The organism is uncultured Tenacibaculum sp., from assembly GCF_947498805.1.
Lineage (GTDB): Bacteria > Bacteroidota > Bacteroidia > Flavobacteriales > Flavobacteriaceae > Polaribacter.
Genome location: NZ_CANMLT010000001.1, coordinates 424,611 through 445,470, shown reverse-complemented (window position 1 = coordinate 445,470; position 20,860 = coordinate 424,611). Strand labels below are relative to the sequence as shown.

General features: G+C 29.5%; 25 protein-coding genes. 13 read left to right on the top strand and 12 right to left on the bottom strand.

Features of this window, described 5'->3' with window-relative positions:
• The first annotated feature begins 16 nt into the window (after positions 1-16).
• Positions 17-1,462 carry an LptF/LptG family permease gene (locus Q0873_RS02315; RefSeq protein ID WP_299104149.1) on the top strand — a complete coding sequence of 482 codons (1,446 nt, stop codon included), beginning with the start codon at positions 17-19 and terminating at the stop codon, positions 1,460-1,462.
• A 2-nt stretch (positions 1,463-1,464) separates the two neighbouring features.
• Positions 1,465-2,601, top strand: a complete 1,137-nt coding sequence (gene ribB, locus Q0873_RS02310; RefSeq protein ID WP_299104146.1) for a 3,4-dihydroxy-2-butanone-4-phosphate synthase — start codon at positions 1,465-1,467, stop codon at positions 2,599-2,601.
• A 77-nt stretch (positions 2,602-2,678) separates the two neighbouring features.
• On the opposite strand, the gene Q0873_RS02305 is transcribed toward ribB, so the two are convergent.
• From Q0873_RS02305 to Q0873_RS02285, 5 genes are all read right to left on the bottom strand, one after another.
• Complete coding sequence (locus Q0873_RS02305; RefSeq protein ID WP_299104144.1) at positions 2,679-3,611, bottom strand: nitronate monooxygenase; 933 nt, start codon at positions 3,609-3,611, stop codon at positions 2,679-2,681.
• A gap of 162 nt (positions 3,612-3,773) precedes the next feature.
• Positions 3,774-4,544, bottom strand: coding sequence for a hypothetical protein (locus Q0873_RS02300; RefSeq protein WP_299104142.1), 771 nt, complete (start codon positions 4,542-4,544; stop codon positions 3,774-3,776).
• Between the two features lie 15 nt (positions 4,545-4,559).
• A complete protein-coding gene (gene mnmA / locus Q0873_RS02295) occupies positions 4,560-5,747 on the bottom strand; it encodes a tRNA 2-thiouridine(34) synthase MnmA (RefSeq protein ID WP_299104140.1) in 1,188 nt (395 codons plus the stop codon).
• A gap of 70 nt (positions 5,748-5,817) precedes the next feature.
• On the bottom strand, positions 5,818-6,537 hold the full coding sequence (locus Q0873_RS02290; protein ID WP_299104138.1) for a hypothetical protein: 720 nt from the start codon (positions 6,535-6,537) through the stop codon (positions 5,818-5,820).
• 4 nt (positions 6,538-6,541) lie between these two features.
• Complete coding sequence (locus Q0873_RS02285) at positions 6,542-7,243, bottom strand: toxin-antitoxin system YwqK family antitoxin (RefSeq protein ID WP_299104136.1); 702 nt, start codon at positions 7,241-7,243, stop codon at positions 6,542-6,544.
• A gap of 61 nt (positions 7,244-7,304) precedes the next feature.
• On the opposite strand from Q0873_RS02285, the gene Q0873_RS02280 reads away from it, so the two are divergent.
• The 3 genes from Q0873_RS02280 (at position 7,305) to Q0873_RS02270 (ending at position 8,860) form a co-directional block, all read left to right on the top strand.
• Positions 7,305-7,880 carry an adenylosuccinate lyase gene (locus Q0873_RS02280; RefSeq protein WP_299104134.1) on the top strand — a complete coding sequence of 192 codons (576 nt, stop codon included), beginning with the start codon at positions 7,305-7,307 and terminating at the stop codon, positions 7,878-7,880.
• A gap of 108 nt (positions 7,881-7,988) precedes the next feature.
• Entirely contained in the window at positions 7,989-8,267 is a 279-nt protein-coding gene (locus Q0873_RS02275; protein ID WP_299104132.1) for a hypothetical protein, read from the top strand.
• A 416-nt stretch (positions 8,268-8,683) separates the two neighbouring features.
• Positions 8,684-8,860 carry a hypothetical protein gene (locus Q0873_RS02270; protein ID WP_299104130.1) on the top strand — a complete coding sequence of 59 codons (177 nt, stop codon included), beginning with the start codon at positions 8,684-8,686 and terminating at the stop codon, positions 8,858-8,860.
• 630 nt (positions 8,861-9,490) lie between these two features.
• On the opposite strand, the gene Q0873_RS02265 is transcribed toward Q0873_RS02270, so the two are convergent.
• Positions 9,491-9,871 (bottom strand): nuclear transport factor 2 family protein, encoded by a 381-nt coding sequence (locus Q0873_RS02265; protein ID WP_299104128.1) that lies wholly within the window; start codon positions 9,869-9,871, stop codon positions 9,491-9,493.
• Positions 9,872-11,067: 1,196 nt separating this feature from the next.
• On the opposite strand from Q0873_RS02265, the gene Q0873_RS02260 reads away from it, so the two are divergent.
• From Q0873_RS02260 to Q0873_RS02250, 3 genes are all read left to right on the top strand, one after another.
• On the top strand, positions 11,068-11,274 hold the full coding sequence (locus Q0873_RS02260) for a hypothetical protein (RefSeq protein WP_299104125.1): 207 nt from the start codon (positions 11,068-11,070) through the stop codon (positions 11,272-11,274).
• Between the two features lie 837 nt (positions 11,275-12,111).
• Positions 12,112-12,288 carry a hypothetical protein gene (locus Q0873_RS02255; protein WP_299104124.1) on the top strand — a complete coding sequence of 59 codons (177 nt, stop codon included), beginning with the start codon at positions 12,112-12,114 and terminating at the stop codon, positions 12,286-12,288.
• Positions 12,289-12,454: 166 nt separating this feature from the next.
• Positions 12,455-12,592, top strand: coding sequence for a hypothetical protein (locus Q0873_RS02250; protein WP_299104123.1), 138 nt, complete (start codon positions 12,455-12,457; stop codon positions 12,590-12,592).
• Positions 12,593-13,364: 772 nt separating this feature from the next.
• On the opposite strand, the gene Q0873_RS02245 is transcribed toward Q0873_RS02250, so the two are convergent.
• Both Q0873_RS02245 and Q0873_RS02240 read right to left on the bottom strand, forming a co-directional pair.
• On the bottom strand, positions 13,365-13,691 hold the full coding sequence (locus tag Q0873_RS02245; protein WP_299104122.1) for a gamma-glutamylcyclotransferase: 327 nt from the start codon (positions 13,689-13,691) through the stop codon (positions 13,365-13,367).
• 118 nt (positions 13,692-13,809) lie between these two features.
• Positions 13,810-14,061: a hypothetical protein gene (locus Q0873_RS02240; RefSeq protein ID WP_299104120.1), complete on the bottom strand. Its 252-nt coding sequence runs from the start codon at positions 14,059-14,061 to the stop codon at positions 13,810-13,812.
• A gap of 451 nt (positions 14,062-14,512) precedes the next feature.
• Here Q0873_RS02240 and Q0873_RS02235 point away from each other — a divergent pair, with 451 nt between their 5' ends.
• Positions 14,513-14,665, top strand: coding sequence for a hypothetical protein (locus Q0873_RS02235; RefSeq protein WP_299104118.1), 153 nt, complete (start codon positions 14,513-14,515; stop codon positions 14,663-14,665).
• Positions 14,666-14,744: 79 nt separating this feature from the next.
• Here the strand turns inward: Q0873_RS02235 and Q0873_RS02230 are convergent, their stop codons facing one another.
• Positions 14,745-15,443, bottom strand: coding sequence for a formyltransferase family protein (locus Q0873_RS02230; protein ID WP_299104117.1), 699 nt, complete (start codon positions 15,441-15,443; stop codon positions 14,745-14,747).
• Positions 15,444-15,538: 95 nt separating this feature from the next.
• Positions 15,539-16,261, bottom strand: a complete 723-nt coding sequence (locus tag Q0873_RS02225) for a hypothetical protein (protein ID WP_299104116.1) — start codon at positions 16,259-16,261, stop codon at positions 15,539-15,541.
• Positions 16,262-16,513: 252 nt separating this feature from the next.
• On the opposite strand from Q0873_RS02225, the gene Q0873_RS02220 reads away from it, so the two are divergent.
• The 4 genes from Q0873_RS02220 (at position 16,514) to Q0873_RS02205 (ending at position 18,882) form a co-directional block, all read left to right on the top strand.
• Complete coding sequence (locus tag Q0873_RS02220) at positions 16,514-16,675, top strand: hypothetical protein (RefSeq protein ID WP_299104115.1); 162 nt, start codon at positions 16,514-16,516, stop codon at positions 16,673-16,675.
• Between the two features lie 853 nt (positions 16,676-17,528).
• Positions 17,529-17,693: a hypothetical protein gene (locus Q0873_RS02215; RefSeq protein ID WP_299104114.1), complete on the top strand. Its 165-nt coding sequence runs from the start codon at positions 17,529-17,531 to the stop codon at positions 17,691-17,693.
• A gap of 416 nt (positions 17,694-18,109) precedes the next feature.
• Positions 18,110-18,268: a hypothetical protein gene (locus Q0873_RS02210; protein WP_299104113.1), complete on the top strand. Its 159-nt coding sequence runs from the start codon at positions 18,110-18,112 to the stop codon at positions 18,266-18,268.
• 455 nt (positions 18,269-18,723) lie between these two features.
• Positions 18,724-18,882 (top strand): hypothetical protein, encoded by a 159-nt coding sequence (locus Q0873_RS02205; protein WP_299104112.1) that lies wholly within the window; start codon positions 18,724-18,726, stop codon positions 18,880-18,882.
• Positions 18,883-19,707: 825 nt separating this feature from the next.
• Here the strand turns inward: Q0873_RS02205 and Q0873_RS02200 are convergent.
• Together Q0873_RS02200 and Q0873_RS02195 are read right to left on the bottom strand one after the other, a co-directional pair.
• Positions 19,708-20,247 (bottom strand): hypothetical protein, encoded by a 540-nt coding sequence (locus Q0873_RS02200; RefSeq protein WP_299104111.1) that lies wholly within the window; start codon positions 20,245-20,247, stop codon positions 19,708-19,710.
• Between the two features lie 53 nt (positions 20,248-20,300).
• Positions 20,301-20,765 (bottom strand): hypothetical protein, encoded by a 465-nt coding sequence (locus Q0873_RS02195; RefSeq protein WP_299104110.1) that lies wholly within the window; start codon positions 20,763-20,765, stop codon positions 20,301-20,303.
• Positions 20,766-20,860 lie beyond the last annotated feature (95 nt).

Here is a 20,860-nt window from a genome sequence, read left to right as displayed (position 1 = left end):
TAGTAACTTTGCATCTGTGAAAACATTAGACAGATATATATTAAAAAGTTTCTTAATTCCCTTTTTAGCAACTTTTTTTATCATCTTATTCGTATTGGTAATGCAGGCTTTATGGCTTGCATTTGATAATATTGCAGGGAAAGGGATTGGTATTGTTATTATATTAAAGTTCCTTTGGTACACTGCGCTTATAGTAACACCTCAAGCCTTGCCCATTGGAGTATTACTTTCATCAATAATGACTTTAGGTAGCCTATCAGAAAACTACGAGTTTGCGGCTGCCAAATCTGCTGGAGTTTCTTTACAGCGTATGGTTCGTCCATTAGTACTTTTTGCCGTTTTAATGAGTGGCTTAAATTTCATCTTCTTAAATAATGTGTACCCTTATGCAATGCTGAAGCAACTAAACATGAAGGTAAATATCAAAAAGAAACAACCTGCTTTAGCTTTAGTTCCAGGAGGGTTTAATACCGAAATACCTGATTTTCAAATTAAGTTTGACAAAAAATATGGTAAAGATGAAAACCTATTAGAAGGCGTTATGATTTACGACTTGTCTAGTAGAAAAGGGAACAACAAAATTATAACTGCTAAAAAAGGTGAAATTATCTCTGAAGAAGGAAGCAAATACATGACCCTTATTTTAAGAGATGGTCATTATTTTGAACATCATGTAAAAAACGGAAGTTCATATAAAGAACGCCAGAGAATGCCAGCCTCACAAGCAAAGTTTGATGAATATACTATTAATATAGATATCTCTTCTTTTTCGGACAACAATATTGAAGATGAAAAATATAAGAGTAATTTTAATATGTTGAGTTTACAACAGTTAAAAGACACTATTCCAATACTTAAAACAAGTTATGACAATTTTATAGATAGTAGAGCACAAAATCTGTTTTTACCTATTGATATTAAAGACTTACATCAATATCCAGATTCCTTAAAAAACAAGGAGCTTTCTATAGAAGTATTGGATAATTTTGAATTGAACGAAAAAGTAAACATCCTTACTTCTGCCGTTTCTAAAATGGAGCGTACGCTCAATAATAACAGAGCTAACAAAGACACTTTAAGAAATAAAAGAAAGTACTTAAACCTTTACGATATTGAATACTACAACCGTATTGCTTTTTCTCTTTCTTGCTTAATATTATTTTTTATTGGAGCCCCTTTAGGTTCTATTATTAGAAAAGGTGGTATGGGACTTCCGATGATATTGGCTATTGCAATTTATGTATTGTACTTTTTTTCTAATACATTTGGCCGTAATTTAGCAGAAGAAAGCTCATTAACAGCAATTACAGGTTCTTGGTTATCGGTAGCACTTATGTTTCCTTTAGCCTTAACACTAACGATTAGAGCAACACAAGACAAGGGGTTATTTAATTTCTCAAGTCTTTTTGCTCCGATAACACAATTTTTCAAAAAACTATTCTCAAAAGAGAAAACAACATAACAATGACAACACAAACTAAAATACAACTAAACACAATAAAAGAAGCCATTGAAGACATTAAAAATGGTAAAGTAATTATTGTAGTTGATGATGAAGATAGAGAGAATGAAGGAGATTTTGTTGCCGCAGCAGAAATGGTTACTCCAGAAATGATCAACTTTATGGCAACACATGGTAGAGGGTTGATATGTACCCCTCTTACCGAAGATCGCTGTAAAGAATTAGAATTAGGAATGATGGTTAGTAATAATACTGACCCTATGGAAACTGCTTTTACCGTATCTGTAGATTTAAGAGGAAAAGGAGTAACTACAGGAATTTCGGCATCTGATAGAGCTAAAACCATTGAAGCTTTAATCGACGAAGAAACAAAACCTTTTGATTTGGCTCGTCCTGGACACATCTTTCCTTTAAAAGCTAAAAATGGTGGTGTTTTAAGAAGAACTGGTCATACTGAAGCAGCTATTGATTTTGCTCGTTTAGCAGGATTACAACCAGCTGGTGTTATTGTAGAGATCATGAATGAAGATGGTACCATGGCTCGTTTACCTCAACTTTTAGAAGTTGCAGAAAAGTTCGATTTAAAAATTGTTTCAATTGAAGATTTAGTAGCTTATCGTATGGAGCATGACTCTTTAATTGAAAAGAAAGAAGATTTTACAATTGAAACTCGTTTTGGAGAATTTAGATTAAGAGCTTACCAACAAACAACAAATAAGCAAATTCATATTGCGTTAACCAAAGGTACTTGGACTAAAAATGAGGCTATTTTAACCAGAATAAATTCTACTTTAGTAAACAATGATATCTTAGGAACATTAACGAATAATGCCGATAAGAAATTAGATCAAATGTTTAAGGTTGTTAATGAAGAAGGTAGAGGTGCTATTATTTTCATTAATCAACAAAGAGAAGCATTAAACTTACTAAGTAGGTTACGCTTATTACAAGAGAATCAAGCAAACGGAATCATGAAAGCTCCAAATGTGGTAATGGACAATAAAGATTTTGGAATTGGAGCACAGATCTTACACGATTTACACATTCATAAATTACGTTTGGTTTCAAATACGAAACAAACAAAACGTGTAGGTATGATTGGATATGGATTAGAGATTGTAGATTATGTAAATTACTAATCTTAATAATATTATATATTAAAAAAGCAGGAAGTTGAACTTCCTGCTTTTTTATTTTATGAGTTAGCTATCTTCTTTTAAAAATTAGCCTTAACACTATTATATTCTTCTACAATTTCCTCAACAACTTGCTTTGCTGACTTAATTTCGTGAATTAATCCGGCTATTTGTCCTATTTCTAATTCTCCTTCTTCTAAATCACCTTCAAACATACCTCTTTTAGCTCTAGCACGTCCTAACAGCTCTTTAATTTGCTCAATAGTAGGATTACTTGCATACAATTCTTGAACATCATTATAGAACTTGTTTTTAACCAATCTTACCGGAGCTAATTCCTTTAAGGTTAAATGCGTTCCTCCATCTTTAACTTCTACAATGGTGTTTTTAAAATTATCGTGTGCCGAAGACTCTAAAGTAGCTGCAAAACGACTACCTATTTGCACTCCATTCGCGCCTAATACCATTGCTGCCAACATTCCTCTTCCAGATCCTATTCCTCCAGCTGCAATTACCGGTATTTTTACTTGCTCCTTTACCATTGGAATCAAAGTGAATGTAGTTGTTTCTTCCCTTCCATTATGACCGCCAGCTTCAAAACCTTCACAAACTACTGCATCTACACCTGCTGCTTCTGCTTTTAACGCAAATTTCACCGAACTTACTACATGTACCACAGTGATTCCCTTTTCTTTTAAAAAGGAAGTCCATGTTTTTGGGTTTCCTGCAGAAGTAAATACAATTTTCACCCCTTCTTCAACAATAATATCCATTATTTGCTCAATATCTGGATACAGCATGGGTACGTTTACTCCAAAAGGCTTATCTGTTGCTTTTTTACATTTTTGAATATGTTCTCTTAATACATCTGGATACATAGAACCAGCTCCAATTAACCCTAATCCACCTGCATTTGATACTGCTGATGCTAGTTTCCATCCTGAAACCCAAATCATTCCACCTTGAACAATTGGATGTTGTATATTAAATAGTTTGGTAATCTTATTTTGCATAGGGTAAATGTACAATCATTAACTAATAAGCACAAAAAAACCTCGAAATATTCGAGGTCTTAAAAAATATATTTTTTGAAAATCTTTTTATAAAATTAAACCAAAACCGAATAATTCTTCCTTATATCAGTTTCAACACTCTAACTCATTTTTAGAGTATTTTTAATGTATTAAATAAAGAAAAAGGAACAATAAAATAAATGATAATCCAAAAAGTAAGATGATCGGAAAACGTGCTATTTTAAATGTAAAACTTGTAAGTTTTTCAAGTCCCTTAGAAGCACTCTCGATAGTTATCATATAAGATTTCACAACTCCAGATTCACCAGTAGTAAAAGTTTCTTTTGAAGTTAACATATCGGTTTCTTCAAACTTCAACCTATCTGAAATTAACACCAAAACCTTCTTTAATAACTTACTAAGTAAAAAACCAACTATTGGTATTTTGCTCGTTATAATCTCGGTAAACATAGGTATAGTTACAATGTGTAATATCCCTTTGAATAAAAGGGATAGGACATTTTTTTTATTTTCTTCTGTTATTTGGTTATTGACACTTGCTAAATCTTTAACTGCAGATTTCATGATATCTAAAGTGTAATCTACAACACTCCATATATCCTTCTTCATTTTAATCAACAATAATAGTAAACCAAAAGAAACTCCAGCAAAAAGGTATAAAACAAGTCCAATTATCGAATAAATCAAATATTCGATATGTACTAAATTAAGTGTATAATAACCCGCAATAAAAAGCAACAGTGCAAAAAGTATAGGTCTTATCACCCAAGAGACTATATAACTTGGCAAAGAGATTAATTCAGAAAAACTAGCAACTACTTCTTCATTTCTATACTTTCTAACATCTATTCCTAATTCTCTTTTTATCTTTTCATCTAATTCTCTTACATCTTTTTCTGTTCTTATTTTCATACAATTTTCTTTATTCTAAGAAATCACACCAGAACCTAATAACTCTTCATCTTTATACCAAGCTACAAATTGCCCTTCTTGGATTGCTGATTGCGCATTTTCAAACTCCACATAAATTCCTTTATCTGTTTTATGTAAAACTGCTTTTTCTAAAGCTTGACGATAACGAATTCTTGCTTCTACCTCCATCTCCTCTCCAGTATCTAATGCTAAATCTTCACGCACCCAATGCAACTCCTCGTTCGATACAAAAAGTACGTTTCTATATAATCCTTGGTGACTCTTTCCTTCTCCTGTATAAATTACGTTGGTATCAACATCTGTTTCAATTACAAACAAAGGTTCCTTGGTACCTCCTACAGCCAAGCCTTTACGTTGTCCTTTGGTGAAATAATGAGCACCTTGATGTTTCCCTACTACTTTACCATCTTCCTTTTGGTAAACAAACTTTGTTGAATGATATGCCAACTCAGCTTCTTTATCAGCAAACTTTGGTGTAGATTTAGTATACTCTGTATAATCTGAAGGAATTTGTACAATTACTCCTTCTTTTGGTTGTAATTTTTGTTGTAAGAAATCTGGCAATCTCACTTTCCCAATAAAACATAATCCTTGAGAATCCTTTTTATCAGCTGTAATTAAATCTGCTTCCTTTGCGATTTCTCTTACCTCTGGTTTTGTTAATTCTCCAATTGGAAACAAGGCTTTGGATAATTGCTCTTGTGACAATTGACACAAAAAGTATGATTGATCTTTATTTCCATCTTTACCTGCTAATAATTTATATACAGGTTTTCCATCAATTATCTCCTCTCCTTTTCTACAATAGTGACCCGTAGCTACATAATCTGCCCCTAAGCTTAACGCAATATCCATAAATACGTCAAACTTAATTTCGCGATTACATAAAACATCTGGATTCGGAGTACGTCCTTTTTCGTACTCATTAAACATATAATCAACAATACGTTCTTTGTATTGTTCACTCAAATCTACTGTTTGAAAAGGAATTCCTAATTTATCAGCAACAATCATTGCATCGTTACTATCTTCCAACCAAGGACATTCATTGGAAATAGTTACCGAATCATCGTGCCAATTTTTCATAAATAGTCCTATCACCTCGTATCCCTGCTCTTTTAACAAGTATGCGGTAACACTACTATCAACACCTCCAGAAAGTCCAACTACTACTCTTTTCATTTCTCTTTAAATTTGAGGTGCAAATTTACGAATTTGTTTCTGTTTTTTTACATGGAAAGAATCAATGGTATCATTGAAAAAACTGATGGATTCTTTTGTATTCTAATTCTTCTTTTCCATCTGTAGATTTTAATACAAGTTTATCCTTTTTAATATCAAATTTATAGAAGCTAAATACAGGAGTATCACCATAATTTACCATCTGTAATTCAGGTCTGTGTCCGTGTATTTTATAAACTCCATAATCTTTTGAGGTTAAAGTACTTTGTTTCACATAGGTATTATCCCATCTTAAAAACAATGTTACCTTTTTATCTATCTCTAAGTTTGTACTCTTTTCTTCTCCAACTTTATGCAATACCAATTGCCACAACCCAATTAATTTATTCCCTTCAGAAGTGGGTATTTTTTCAGCTCTCTTTAAATGGACGGTAACTTTTTGTCCATCTTCTGTTCTTCTCCACAACATTTTATCCTGATTCAATTCAACCTGAAAAGGCGCTGCATTGTCTTTTATACCATTTAAATTATCAATCGTAAGCCGTTCTTCTTCTAACCTCCATGAACCCACTGAATGTTGTAGCCAGCCATTACCAGAAACTTGTGTTGAATCTGATTTAAAATGCATCCAACGAGCATTTGGAGTCATTTCTTTTTCTCCTACTTGCACTTTTTCAACATTCCAAAGACCAACCATTGAACCTTTCTTTTTCTCTTCTTTTTCTTTATCACAAGAAACTATAACTCCTGCAACAAAAATCAGTATGATAATGGATAATCTTTTAGTCATAAAATTATTTATTTTTTAAATCTGAAAGACTCTTGCGTTTCTTTTTAGTAGCTATTTCTCCATCAATGAAAAATTCCCATTTACCCTTTCTTACACCATTTTCATAATTTCCTTGTTCTTGTAGCTGTCCCTTTAAATTATAATACTTTCCAAAACCATGCAGTTTACCATTTAAATAAGCTACTTCTTCTATAAGAATTCCTTCATCTGTATATACTTTAGAAACTCCATCTTTTTTTCCTTCTATATAATGTGTTTCCTCTGTAAGTTTTCCATTTGGATAATAATTTTTAACAACTCCATCTAACTTTCCATCTTTATAATTTTCTTCAGAAAACACCTTCCCATTGCTAAAATAATACATCCACTTTCCTACTCTATTCTTTCCTATCATCCAACCTTTGCTCTTTACTTTTCCTTTTGGTGTGTGAAATTTCACAAATGCGCTATCTGACTTTGATGAAAATTCTTTTACAATAGATGGAGTTCCATAGGAGTCTATATTATAAAATTTAAATATTCCAACTTCTTTTCCTGCCTTAAATTTACCAGAGTAACGTATTTTTTCATTTTTATAAAACTTCTTCCAAACTCCTGTTCTTTTACCATTCTTATCAAATTGGTTTATTTTTTGAGCTGAAACTGTAGCGGACAAAACCAAAGAACTTATTATTGTTATTGAAAATATCTTTTTTAAATGAATCATTATGATTTCTTTTTTCTAATTTTAACTCTTACTGCATCAAAAGTACACAAACCATACCAATATGAGTGTTGATTTTTTAATTACCGTATTAAACAATATGGACAATCCTGCTAGAGAGAACAGGAAAACTGCTTCAAATATTGTATTACAACAACCTAATTTAATAAAAAAATTAGTTGATTTAACTTTCGATGTGGATAATAAACTCTCTATTAAAGCTGCATGGATATTAGAGTGGATTTGTACACATCATGGAATTAACCATATCATTCTCTACCTAGACACATTTACTCAAAACATACAGAAGGTTCATTTTGATAGTGCCGTAAGACCCTGCGCTAAAATTTGTGAGCATATTGCAAAGGCATATACCTCCAAGAAAGAAAACCTTATTAAAAAAGCCCTGACTGAAAAACATATTGATTTAATTATTGAAACAGGATTTGATTGGTTAATTAGTCAACAAAAAATTGCCGTAAAAGCTTATACCATGCAAACACTTTACCTTTTTGGACGCTCTACCGATTGGGTTTTACAAGAGTTAGATCATGTTATTAGAAATCAAGTTATTCATGAAAGCAAAGGTTGTGAAGCTAGAGGAAGAAAAATACTAGCCCTAATACAAAAAGATCTCTAAAACTTCCTTCTTTTCAAAAAGCATACGGTTTTTTGCAGTTTTAGCTGCGGTATTCCCCTTTTTTAGACATTAACTTGCTGATATATTTGCATATATAATCGAAGCATTATGGAAGAAATTGTTTTCAAAGCGTTAATTTTTAATACTAAAAATATTGAAGTAGATACTTTTATTGATGAAGTGCTGGATTCAAATAATGAAGAAGATATTACTAAAGAAGATGTTAAAGAAGCCATTATCAAACTAGTACTTTATAAATTTATTAAGGTTAAAAAAGTTCCACCTAAAGGGAATTATATTTATAAGGAAAACAACTTCTTTAAAGCTAGAGAATTGGGAAGTGTAGATCGTTGGCTTGAAAAGCAACGATTTATGCAAGCTAGCTAATATTAAACAACACTAAATCTACACATAAAACACAGGTCTTACACTGTGAATTTTAAAGAACTCTGTCAAATTTACCTTTCATCGACAGATAGCATACCATTCGTCTATATAAAAAGACTTCTCAACTATTACCGGTCTCGAACACTATAAGTACGACGTACCTTTACAGTAATAATTTCATTTTTCACACAAAATTGAAGACTTTAGAAGAAAAGACGAATCCTGGGGGGGACGATCTCTTTTCTTCTTTTTTTATATTTATAATTCTTATTCTCTATTGGGTTCCCATAACCTAAAACACAACTAACACACTGGTTATAAGAAAGAAACAAGGAAAAACCATACTTTTTTTACGGATTAATTCTCTACAAATATTTCTTAAAAAATTATATTGTAACCACTTAAAAATCAACCTTATGTTACAAAATATTTTAAATTTAGGAGTAACACTACAAAAAGAAGATCAGAAAAATATTCAAGGTGGTACTCCATTTTTTTGCTCAGTATGTTTCGATTATTGTAGAGCTCAAAACTTCCAAAACAAACCAGAATTTAGTGCTTGCTTCCATGATTGTAGAGAAGTGCATTGTTAAATTTAAAAGGTGGGCCTAGGTTCACCTTTTCTTTTATAAAAAGCCCTACATCTATTACAATTGAATATCCTATTTTAATATTTCTTCGAAAAAAATTAAACCTTCTTTATTTCTTAACATATGTTATCTTTTTTTCATTTATTTCTAATGAGTGAGATTAATATTTGCACATTTACTAAGTAATATTTAGGTTTGCCCGAATTTAATTAAGTGGGGACTATAGTTAAGTTCACCTATTGCACAATCCAATTCTTGGGTTGTGTTTTTTGTTTCTATCTAAAACATTAGACAACTACACTACTTTCTCCTGTTTAAAAAAGCTAAATTTCTTAACATATGTTGTCTTTTTTTTAATTAATTTTTACGTAAATAAGCTCATATTTGGGAGGTAACAACTTAATTTTTAGGTTTGTTAAGAATTGATTTAGTGGGGGCTAGAATTGAATTCAAAAATTGTGCACAGCCCAATTACGGGTTGTGTCTTTATTTAAGCATTAAGTTTTCTATCATTATTTTTTTGAACAAAAAATCAAAAAATTAAAAGTCATATTATTCCTGATATGACTTTTTTTATTTTGGAATGAATACTTCTATTTTATGGTTTACAAATACAATTTGGTATTTTAATCTTTAACTTCTGTCGGTAATTCTTACAATTTTTTGGTTTTCAAACTCAAACTCCGATATTCCTTTCAGTTCTAAAGAATCTCCCTTTTTTAAACCATTTGGTAAATCAATTGCAAGAATTGCTTTATAAGCAATTTCTACAATCACGTTTGAATCATTAAATCTCCATGTCTCCACAGTTTGTTGTCGGCTTTTAAAGTACTTCGTTGCCATTTTAGCTTGTTGTACAAACTCTTCTATTCCTTCAGTTCTCAGTGTAACACTTTCATTAGCTATATTTTCAAAAACAATATTTTCAGCCAAACCTTCTACCATTCCTTCGACATCAAATTCATTATACGATTTTATATATCGCCCTATTATTTTCTTTTTATCTTCTTTCATGTCTTAATTTATTATCTTTTTTTTAATTATTCAAAACTAAATCAACACAGCTCCCTAAACACCTCACTAAATGATAGTTAAACCTCAATACAAATGAGTATTTCTTGCAAAAAATGCATCAAATCACCTCCAAATCTCCGAAGTCATTAAAAAAAATAAAATTTAATTGTGACTTTTTATTCATTTTGGTTTCTTACCCATAGATATTAAATTAATGTCTGGGGGGACGCTTAATTTTAGTATATCTATACAACTCAGGGACTTCGGTCCCTTTTTTTTTATTAAACTTTCTTTCTCTTCAATTCATCGACATATTATGTCTGCTCATCGAAAAACAGCTTATCCCTTCTTAGTTTTCACCTAATTTTATCGTGCAAGCAACTAGTATTAGTTTGATTTTCAATACACTAAGCTAACTATTCATTAAACAACACTGTAAAACAATATTCGATATACAACCCTTATCTTCAACCATTGTGGTTACAATAAGCTCCTAACGGAGCTTTTTTGTTTTACGATTTTTAATAAAAAGTTATATTAAGAGTACTCAGTGACCCTTTATCACTTTTCCTTGTCTTTAGATATCATTAAATTAATTGGACTTTAGTTTATGTATTGTTTTTAAAACTAATCAAATAAATAGTAGAATAAAGAAAATACGACAATCCAAAAAAAACTTGGATAAATATATTTTCTAAAATACATGTTCATTTTATTTTTCAAAAGGAATAATGCTTCGTTATAATCAAGATTATTATTTTCTTTCCATACTACAAAAAGTAATATTGGTAGTGAAATAACCGCAAATAATGTAAGTTCTAAGAAAAAATCGTGCATCATAAAACAAATGTAAACATATTAAACCAATCATAATCTACTTGAAATTTTCATCGCTAACCTTTTCTATTTCTTTGGTTTACTGTTTCTATAATATTTTTTACTTCATCTTTTAATTTACTTTTAAATTTAAGTGATCCTACAATGCTGTTTTGGTACTTACTTTTTTGTAAGTTTTTTCTGTGTCAGCTACTGAGTTTTTAATATCTTCAAATTTTATTACCGATATGTCCGGGGGGACTATCAGATTTCGAAAAGGGACGCTTATGGTCCCTTTTCTTTCATTTATGGAAACCCGTAAGTTATTTTCAGTAAATTTTATTAATTTAACCTTAATTAAAACAAAAGTCCCCCAGACTATGATAAAAATTATTGAGTACCGTGGAAAGCACAGGTTAGTATTAACGCGTGTTTTAAATCAATTTGTTCAACAGAATCCAAATAGTGATTTGAACATTACACCAGACAATTTTATTCTTAAAAGAAAAAGCTGGATAAGGCTTACATTAACTGGAAATGAATTCGATGTAAAAAGCTTAATTCGATCCATAGAAAACGCTTTATGATATTTAAAATAAGTTAAGTTGTATTTCTAACTGTTATTTAAGCTAGATGTTCATAGCCGTTTTTTAACGAATTGTCCATGTCATTTTGCGTGGTATAATTCATAATAATGGTTATACAAACCTGCACAGATAGTGATGATTGTATTATAATCATCACTAAACCTTCTTATTTGTTATGCTACTATTTGTGTTTACACTTTAATTGGTGAGACTTGTTAAAGTTGTATTACCGTCTTTGAATCAATTTTAACTACTTTTTTTTATATCTATTCGATAACTCTTAAAAGACTCCTATTCCTATTAAAGATCTACCCCTATATAACTTACCATTCATCGATACAAATGTCCTTTTCAACAAATACCTAAGTTATACATCTCAGTTCCAGAGTATATTTACAGTATAGTTTAAAATTTGATTTTCATTTTAGTTAATAGTTTAGTTAGTTTAGATAAAAGAAGTATTCCGGGAGGACTGCTTCTTTTTCTTTTCAAAAAGTATATTATCAGTTTGTTTAAAGAAATTCTCAAAAGTTGAAAAACTCACCATATTTATTAATACTAGTTTAACGTATACTTTACTTTAAAACACCTAAGCATTTCTAATTTTGCTTTGCATTTTATCGTTGGAATTATTTTTGAATTAGTAAACATTTGGCCATGCACTAGCGTGGCTTTTTTGTGCTTTTAAAAGAACAAGTGTTCAACTTTAAAATTTTTCCTTGATTTACACTTTTACTAATTTTTGTTAAACAAGGTAAACCCTTACTTTTTTTATGGATTTATAGGCTTATTTTAAATTTCAACTATCTAGTTTTAAAAAATTTAAAATCTAAAATCATGTTACAAAACATTTCAAATCTTGGTCAAGCTTTAAGTAAAAATCAGCAACAATCTATTCATGGTGGTATTTTCTTTTGTTTCATTCATAGTTTCAGCGATTTAGTTGAATGCCAAGAACGTGGAGGAGAAATTGTTTATTGCGCTCCTCATGTTGAATGCGATGCGATAGATTAACTCTCTATTGAAATAATAATGATTAAGCGAACTTCGGTTCGCTTTTTTTTATTTTTTATAGACTCTTATTTCCTTTTATAAGGTAAATCCTTATTTTTTATACGGTTTTATATTATTCCGTCTAACATTATCTATTTAATTTTGAGAAACTTAAAAATTTTAAATTATGTTAAAGAACATTTCAAACTTAGGAACAGCCCTAAACACAGAAGAGCAAAAAACAATTAATGGTGGAGTTATTTACTGCCCGCCTTGTGCTAGAGTTGGTGCTCTAGGTTGTAATTTGAGAAATTGCTTAGATTAAACTTATTAAAGCGAGCTTCGGCTTGCTTTTTTTATTTTCTCTGCTTTCTCAATTCTAATATCTCTCTCAACTTTTTTATTTGACATACGCAAATCTACCATTTACCGATACAAATTGTCCTTTCAACAAATACTCCAGATTACAACCTTATCTTCAGTTTATATTTACGGTATAGTTTAAAATTTGATTTTCATTTTTAGTAGATAGTTTAGTTAGTTTAAATAAAAGAAGTATTCCGGGGGGACTGCTTCTTTTTTTTGTTCCTACAGTTTTATATCATTTTAATTTTAATGTTTGAGTACTATACAGCATCTCTCAAACTACTTATCTTTTCTTTTATTCCAATGAACGATGAATTGACCCCATTCATCGTAAGATCAACATAGGCATTTATATCTTTATGTATCTTCACAGTAGCAATACTATGTTTGAATCGGGGGACTCAAATTTTTAGTAGCAAAAAGGGATTTCGGTCCCTTTTTTTAAAACGATTTTCATTACAGCCTTAAACATAAATTCCCCAATTGATTTTTCCGTGCAAACCCCTTCATTAAGCTCCCTTGGGAGCTTTTTTTATTAAATTATTTAATACTTGACACTTACATTTTAACATAAAAAAACACCTTTATACAGGTGTTTAACTAATAACCACTAAAGGTTCTTATTAATATTTGTTTATATAAAAGACTATGACACTAAATTAGTACTAAACTTTATGAATAATAATATGCTACTTTTGATTTTTTCTATTTTCTCATTGTATAGTTAGTCTTTACTTTAAAGCATACACATATGCTTCCTCCTCTTCTTTTGTTTCTTCAAGAGTTACTATTACTTTTATCCTTTGATATGCTTCTCCTTCAAACTCATCTAGCATTCTCCAATTATCTTTTAACTTATCTGAATAAAACACAAACCCATTAACCATTTCAACTTTATCTTCAAATCGTATCCCAGGATAACCTTTTTCAGCTCCCCAACCTTCTTTGAACAGTTTACCATAGACAAAACCATTTTTCCAAGTTCCTCCTATATTCTTTAATATATGTTCATTTGGTCTTTCAGGACCTAAAGTCCCATATACAAATAGTTTTTCCATTGATAATTTTATTTAGAATGTTTGGCATTTTATTTTCTATGCTGACTACCTATTATGAAATATCATTCTACTATTACTAGTATATAGTATTTGATATATACATATACATCTTTGTAAACTAAAGTTTACTTCTTGATTCCAATTCTTCTTTAATTTTTTTCATCGAACTATACTGTGACGGAAGAATTGCACTTAACGCAATTGGAACAACAACTAGAGAACTAAAAACATCACCCTTATCCTTTGTCAATAACCCATAAATACAAACAATAAAAAGAACTGATAAAATTCCCGCTAATAATCCAGTTGATACCTTGAGTAATTTTAGTTCACTTTCCAATTTTTCTGTTGCTTTTTCCTTTAACTTCATACTTTCTATTATACTTGATTAATTCATTTATAGTTTTATAAGCTAAAATAGAAAGATTATTATTTACTGCAATTATACCTATGCGCTTTTCGATTATGATAATCTTTATAACTCTACTTTTTAAAACTCATTTAAATAAGGTAAATCCTTACTTTTTTTATGGTTTTTTCTTTGGTTTACTTATTAAATTCTAACTATTTTCGCAACCACTTAAGAGACGTCTTAAGTTCTTTTTCATAGCAATTTTCCCACTCAATATTTGAGTGGGTTCTTTTTTTAACACCTATACTAGCACACTAAATTTATATTTATTATTTCTTTTCGTTTTTGAGGATTCGGCCTCCCTATTACTTTTATAGATTTTTACGGATTTACCTTACTTATTATACGGGTTATATCTGCCTTTTAATTTTATATATCCCTAATTTTGAGAAACTTTAAAATTCAAATTATGTTAAAGAACATTTCAAACCTAGGTTCAACCTTACACAAATCACAACAACAATCTATTAATGGAGGAAGTGGATGTTTTCCTTTTAAGTCTTGCGAAGTAGATGAAAAATGGGATTTTGGTTTATGCGAATGTGTACCAACCAATTCGTAAAACATATCAGTGAACTTCGGTTCGCTTTTTTTACTTATAGTTTCAAATAGTACTTTTTTCAGTATATATTACTCTAATTTTAGATTTTCTGAGATGATTTTGATTTTATACGTAACTCTTCAAACCTATCCATCATAATCATTTCTAAACGATGCGGCATTCTTTTGTTTGCTAAGTATTTGTCATTAGCTAAAGACTCTAAACTAAAATCTTTCCTTTCAACACACTTAATTGCATTAACCAGCATTTCTATTTCTGTTTCATAAACTCTGTATGCAAGGCTATGAAAAGAATCTTCGTAATAAATTGGTACTGTCGCTTTTTCAATTAGTTCTCCTTCATCAGCTTTTTCAGAAATATAATGCGTTGTTACCCCTATTGGTTCTCCATGATATATGGCCCACTTTAAAGCATCTAGCCCCTTTACATTGGGTAAATATCCGGGATGCGCATTGATTATCTTATGGTTTTTAACCAGTTCTTCAGGTAATAATCCTGCTCCTGCAATTAGAATATGGTTAAACATCTTTTCTTTAAAAAATGTATTCAAATTACTTACCTCAACTTTTGAATATGATATGCTAAATCTACTTGCTAGTTCTTCAATATTTATATCCACACATTTTGATGGTCTATGTTTAAATATTGGTTCAAAATTTTTTCTTTCAACCCAAGGAATTACTATTAGATGAAGTTTAGAATACCCACAGAGTATTAATTTTGTAATTAAGTCTTGTGTTTTACGGTGTGGCGTATCGTATGTAATGATTCCAATCATAGGATTTCCTTTTTATTCGTTATTGTAATTATGAGGGTTATTTTTCATTCTTCTAATAGCAACTTCTTTTTGTAAGAGCACTAGAATTTCTCTCCTTATTCATATAATGTACTTGGTGCTTTTTCTTTTACAAACTTTTCAAAAATAGATTTCTGGTCATAACTAAAAGCCATCGCTCTGGTTTGAAATATTATCAATTTGTTTCTAATTCTACAGAAATATGGATTTGTATTAAAATATATCGTAAATCCAGGTTGAAAAATTTGTTTTAATGCTTTCTCTGCTTCTTCTTCGGTTTTAAACTCCCATTGTTCAATTACACCATCTGAAATTGAGCTTGTCGCTTTTTTATCTCTATAAAAATATCCCCAAATATTATCAACTCCTTGAAATAGCTTATAATCTAATGAGTCAAAATCGCTATCAAAAATTTCTGCATTATATGTTGTATTGAAACTACTGTTTTCAAAACTAATTTCATAAAAAGGTTTGTCGTTAAAGTATTCAACTTTTTGCCGATCTAACTCTTCATATATGTTAACTTTATGCAATCGCTTATTGTCTGAAACCCAATTCAATTTTTCTATATCGACAACAAATTCTTGAAGCTCAATACACGGTGCTTTTTTGATTAGATATTGCTCAATCGAGTCTACTTTCTCTATTGCAATTTCTTTTATCAATTCACTTGTATCCTTTTTAGTTTCAATTATAGTCTTGTCATTTTTTTGAACATCTATATTTTCCTTTCTAGGTTTGTTTTGAGAACAACTCCATAATAATACAGAGGTTGATATGATTATACTTAGCTGTTTCATATTATCAAATTTGATTCTAATTTATTAGACATAAAACACATTGAAATGTAAAATTTTAGTATTAAAATCGACGTTTACACTAATCAATCCATTCAAAATTATTTACTACAATGTACCTTAAATTGATTTAACTATAGCTATTTTATAATGTTAGTTTCAACAAAACAAGGTAAATCCTTACTTATTGTACGGACTAAATTTACCTTTTAGTTTTATATATCCTTAAGTTTGAGAAACTTTAAAATTCAAATTATGTTAAAGAACATTTCAAACTTAGGTTCTATTTTGAACAAATCAGTACAAAAATCTATTAGTGGAGGAAACCAAGGCGAGCCTGGTTGCGATGGTTGCTATGATGATTTTGGTTTTTGTATTCCTTTTGAACACATGTTTGTGATTCCTGAATCTTGTTAAAAATTTAAACTTATTCAAAAGCGGACTTAGGTCCGCTTTATTTTTTCTTTTTGGTTCCAATAATTATAATTGACCTCCCTCTATACCTTTGCTTTAACACCAATAAATAGTCCAACCAAAATTATGGACAAGGAAGTTTAATTACTCATCATAGTTCCTGTCCCTAAAACTACTCACCTTTTCCTTCCAACCACTTATCGATAGACTCAATCTACTAATCGAATTGCTACAATACAAACTCCTTTCTTTATATATCTTAGAGGTAGAAACTAAGACTATATTGATTCGGGGGACTCAAAACTTTTAGTTAAAAAAAAGGGATTTCGATCCCTTTTTAAATTATGATTCTGATTACAGCCCTTAATACATTCCTAAATTTAATTTTTAAAGCTCCTCTTTAGGAGCTTTTTTATTTACACATTTACTTTTATTAAGTTTTTACTATTTTTATTTCACAAAAACTCATGTTATGAAGAGAAAAACTATTATCTCGCTAGTTTTGTTAACGATTATATCTTCTTTAACTTCCTATTTTTTATTAAAAATCATTACCCAAGATAACTCTTATTCTATATATTTTTCATTCTATATTGTTTTGTTCATCTCTTTAGCTATTGAATCTTGGCATTGGAGATTTAATACAAAAAGCACATTAAGAAATAAAAATTATTTTTTCCTTTATTCTATACTATTGACAGGTATTATCTTTTACTTTCTAAGAACATATTGATTACATAATCATTATTCTATTTTGATAATTGATTCTTTATGATTTTCCCTTACTTATTTTACGGAATATTTATATCTTTTTGATTTTTAAATATTTAGATTTAAAAAATTTAAATTTCAAATTATGACAAAGACCATCGTAAATCTAGGTAATATGCTTAGTAAGCAGGATCAGAAATCAATTAATGGAGGATCTTCACAATGCTTTAAATACTGTAATTCTCAAGGGCAATACATATTTTTTTGTCCTCCAAACTGGAACCCTGTTAACATGGGACCATGTCCTTAAATATATTAGCGAACTTCGGTTCGCTTTTTTCAACATACTTTTCTTAACAGCAGTACAACTTTAATTTATTTGTTTTTGTGATTCAATTTTATACATGAAAAAATTATAATCACTCTTTTTGGTTAATCGCACTCTCAATTATCAGAATAAGAGGAAATTTTATTACTCATAAACTTTTTCAGTTTCATTTAAATTAAACAAAGCTTGCTGATAAACAGGAACTATTAGAAGTATCTAAATTCTTTTATAACATCTTCTCATACCACTATATTCTGTTTATACTAATTACATGGTTTAATTTTCTTAAAACATTGTTTTAATCCTTTTTATAAGGTAAATCCTTACTTATTTTACGGTTCTTAATTCAGTTTTGGTTTTATTTATAATTAAGTTTACAACAACTTAAAACTTATATTATGACAAAGAATATTTCAAACTTAGGTGTGATCTTAAACAAGAATGAGCAAAAATCAATTCAAGGTGGAATTTGGAATTCTCTAGCTGAGTGTCGAGAAAATTGCGGTGGAATTTGTGCCATAGGTTTTTTTGGTAAAAGGTGGGCCTGTTTTGTATAATATTGTATTATTTAAAAGCGAACTTCGGTTCGCTTTTTCTTTTTTACACACTCTTCCTACCTCTAATTTTTGTTATTTTGGTTTTAGTATTTTTATCACATGAAAAACAGCTTTGAACAACTTCATACTCAATATATAGAAACTAAAAAAGTTTCTTCCTCTATTAAATTGGCCGCTATTTTCTTTACTTTTATCTTCACCTTTATCCTTTAGCTGAACTTATTAACGAATTTGATTATCACATTATTAATTCTGAAATAGAAATTGGTTGCTTATATGACTATAACCTTAATGCATATCCTTTACAGTTTGAAGAGCTTCCTTTAAAGAAATAATTATAGGTTTAGTGATATGTTAATTTTAGTTAAATAAGGTAAATCCTTACTTTTTTTACGGTTTTTTAATCTTGAATAATTTCTAACTTGTATAGATTTGAGAAATTCAAATTTTAAATTATGTTAAAGAATATTTCAAACTTAGGTTCAGTATTGAACAAAAATGCACAACAATCAATTAATGGTGGAAACACAAACTGTGGTATTTTTACAAGACCATGTCAAGAAGGTTATGGTTTTGATGAAAACTGTCGTTGTATTCCTGAACCAGGAAATTAAGATTATAAAATTAAAAAATAGCGAACTTCGGTTCGCTTTTTTTATGTCTTCCTTCTAAATTCTCTGCCTAAGATTATACTAAATAAATGTTTTATAATCTTTATCCTTATCTCTATTTAAACTTCCTCTCTAACTCTTTTCTTTATTCGTTTTTAATTTTACTTAGTTTTTCTACAGGTTTTTAACTATATAAAATCAGTGTTTTCACTATGCTTATTTTACTTACCTTTAATCTCCTTTTTAAGAGAATGATCACGATGTTCTTTTTTTGATCATTTTCCCTAAAAAAGTTCCCACTTCGGTGGGTTTTTTTGTTATTAATCTTAGCTTTTCTAATTATCATTATCTTTGTATCATTAATAAAAAGAATCTCCCACAGATTTATTTATGAATGAAAAGGCATAGAACTTCGTTTTATGTCTTTTCTTGTTAAGAAATTGATATATAATTATTTATGTATCTTTGGAAAGCTAGCAAATTTTTTCCTATATGTGCTAATAAAGGGGGTTGCACATTAAGGTATTGGTACAGATGAATATAATATTTATCTGTACTTTTTTATTACCATCGTTCTCACTTATTACAACTATTGATATATTTTCACTTACTTAATTGTAAGCTTCTCTATTTTTTTCGTCTAATAACTTAATGATATAAGGTCGGGGGACTTTGTATTTTGAATAAAAGGAACTAAGAATGGTTCCTTTTTTTATATCTCTTTTCTAAAGTATTAATATGTTTTCTAAAATTTAAGCATAAAAAAACACCTTAAATAAGGTGTAATAGATAACTATGCATTTTATATAGTATTTGCAGCAATCACTTTTAATAATCCGGAAAATATCTTATTCCATTCAAAACAAAATTCTCTCTATCATCTATTGTCACACTTTCATCTTTTTTCATTTCTCCGTCTTCATAGATTACCCAAATTCCATCTTTGTTATCAAAGTCTAGGTATACTCCACTTTCAAATCTAATTATTTCATTACCCCAATACTCCTCTTCCGAAAATGATATTTCTTGTTTTTGTAAAATTTCCTTAACCTCTCTTCTATTCAAATCTTGATTAAGTTTCAAAAACCAAATATCTATCTCAATTTTATCATTTTTAAAAAGAATATTCTCTTTATGTTCTTCACAATCGGCTTGTAAATGATCATTTTGAATTGATTTTAAAATTTTAGTTTTCTTGTCAAAGAAAAATTCATACCAACTATACAAAAGCCCTGTAGAGCCTGAACCAAAATCATTATCAGAATCAGGTTCGCCTAATAGTTCTATAACTTGCTCCTTTGTCATTCCTATTTTTACTGGTCCAAAATCTCCAGTCAGAGCAAATTCTTTTAGATTTATTTTCCTCATTTTTTAATTACTGTCAACATTTAGTGTATAGTACGTATTCTAAAGAATATCCTTTATACACCTGTTGTTCTATTCTTTATTATTCTTATTAAACTTGGGATTACAGAGATAATTGAAGAAAAACCTAAAATTAATCCATAATTCACTTCATTATATCTTAGTTGTCTAATTCCGTCATCACATGCAGTACACTCATATATTTTTAAGATTGCATCAATAGCGCTAATTCCTATAGTCATTATCGCAAAAATTAAAATTGCTGTTACGACATTGATTGTTATATAAACAATTGGTTTAGAAAATAAATCTATAGTTAGTAATGAAAAGGTAATTCCAAAACCAGCATAATAAATCGGGGAAGCAAATAAAAAGAAGTTTTTCCCTACAAACTGAATTCCATTTCTTGTTGTCCATTGATATAAATCTAATACTGTACTTCTCAAAAATGATTCAAGAAATACTGAAAGTCCAATTCCGATTAAAAAGAAGACTAATCCTATTGCTATTTTCCTTTTCATTCAGTTTTTTTGCTTAGGTTCATTTATATATATGTATAAAATACGTCTTTATATTCTCAATTTAATATAGAAATCGACATACCTATATCTCTTTT

Coding starts and splice junctions, on each gene's coding strand:
- Q0873_RS02240 (WP_299104120.1), bottom strand. CDS start 14,061: ATGAAGTTAAAGGAAAAAGCAACAGAAAAATTGGAAAGTGAACTAAAA.
- ribB (WP_299104146.1), top strand. CDS start 1,465: ATGACAACACAAACTAAAATACAACTAAACACAATAAAAGAAGCCATT.
- Q0873_RS02290 (WP_299104138.1), bottom strand. CDS start 6,537: ATGACTAAAAGATTATCCATTATCATACTGATTTTTGTTGCAGGAGTT.
- Q0873_RS02270 (WP_299104130.1), top strand. CDS start 8,684: ATGTTACAAAATATTTTAAATTTAGGAGTAACACTACAAAAAGAAGAT.
- Q0873_RS02210 (WP_299104113.1), top strand. CDS start 18,110: ATGACAAAGAATATTTCAAACTTAGGTGTGATCTTAAACAAGAATGAG.
- Q0873_RS02265 (WP_299104128.1), bottom strand. CDS start 9,871: ATGAAAGAAGATAAAAAGAAAATAATAGGGCGATATATAAAATCGTAT.
- mnmA (WP_299104140.1), bottom strand. CDS start 5,747: ATGAAAAGAGTAGTAGTTGGACTTTCTGGAGGTGTTGATAGTAGTGTT.
- Q0873_RS02285 (WP_299104136.1), bottom strand. CDS start 7,243: ATGATTCATTTAAAAAAGATATTTTCAATAACAATAATAAGTTCTTTG.
- Q0873_RS02305 (WP_299104144.1), bottom strand. CDS start 3,611: ATGCAAAATAAGATTACCAAACTATTTAATATACAACATCCAATTGTT.
- Q0873_RS02235 (WP_299104118.1), top strand. CDS start 14,513: ATGTTAAAGAACATTTCAAACCTAGGTTCAACCTTACACAAATCACAA.
- Q0873_RS02215 (WP_299104114.1), top strand. CDS start 17,529: ATGACAAAGACCATCGTAAATCTAGGTAATATGCTTAGTAAGCAGGAT.
- Q0873_RS02250 (WP_299104123.1), top strand. CDS start 12,455: ATGTTAAAGAACATTTCAAACTTAGGAACAGCCCTAAACACAGAAGAG.
- Q0873_RS02230 (WP_299104117.1), bottom strand. CDS start 15,443: ATGATTGGAATCATTACATACGATACGCCACACCGTAAAACACAAGAC.
- Q0873_RS02200 (WP_299104111.1), bottom strand. CDS start 20,247: ATGAGGAAAATAAATCTAAAAGAATTTGCTCTGACTGGAGATTTTGGA.
- Q0873_RS02255 (WP_299104124.1), top strand. CDS start 12,112: ATGTTACAAAACATTTCAAATCTTGGTCAAGCTTTAAGTAAAAATCAG.
- Q0873_RS02225 (WP_299104116.1), bottom strand. CDS start 16,261: ATGAAACAGCTAAGTATAATCATATCAACCTCTGTATTATTATGGAGT.
- Q0873_RS02280 (WP_299104134.1), top strand. CDS start 7,305: ATGAGTGTTGATTTTTTAATTACCGTATTAAACAATATGGACAATCCT.
- Q0873_RS02245 (WP_299104122.1), bottom strand. CDS start 13,691: ATGGAAAAACTATTTGTATATGGGACTTTAGGTCCTGAAAGACCAAAT.
- Q0873_RS02260 (WP_299104125.1), top strand. CDS start 11,068: ATGATAAAAATTATTGAGTACCGTGGAAAGCACAGGTTAGTATTAACG.
- Q0873_RS02300 (WP_299104142.1), bottom strand. CDS start 4,544: ATGAAAATAAGAACAGAAAAAGATGTAAGAGAATTAGATGAAAAGATA.
- Q0873_RS02195 (WP_299104110.1), bottom strand. CDS start 20,765: ATGAAAAGGAAAATAGCAATAGGATTAGTCTTCTTTTTAATCGGAATT.
- Q0873_RS02220 (WP_299104115.1), top strand. CDS start 16,514: ATGTTAAAGAACATTTCAAACTTAGGTTCTATTTTGAACAAATCAGTA.
- Q0873_RS02205 (WP_299104112.1), top strand. CDS start 18,724: ATGTTAAAGAATATTTCAAACTTAGGTTCAGTATTGAACAAAAATGCA.
- Q0873_RS02275 (WP_299104132.1), top strand. CDS start 7,989: ATGGAAGAAATTGTTTTCAAAGCGTTAATTTTTAATACTAAAAATATT.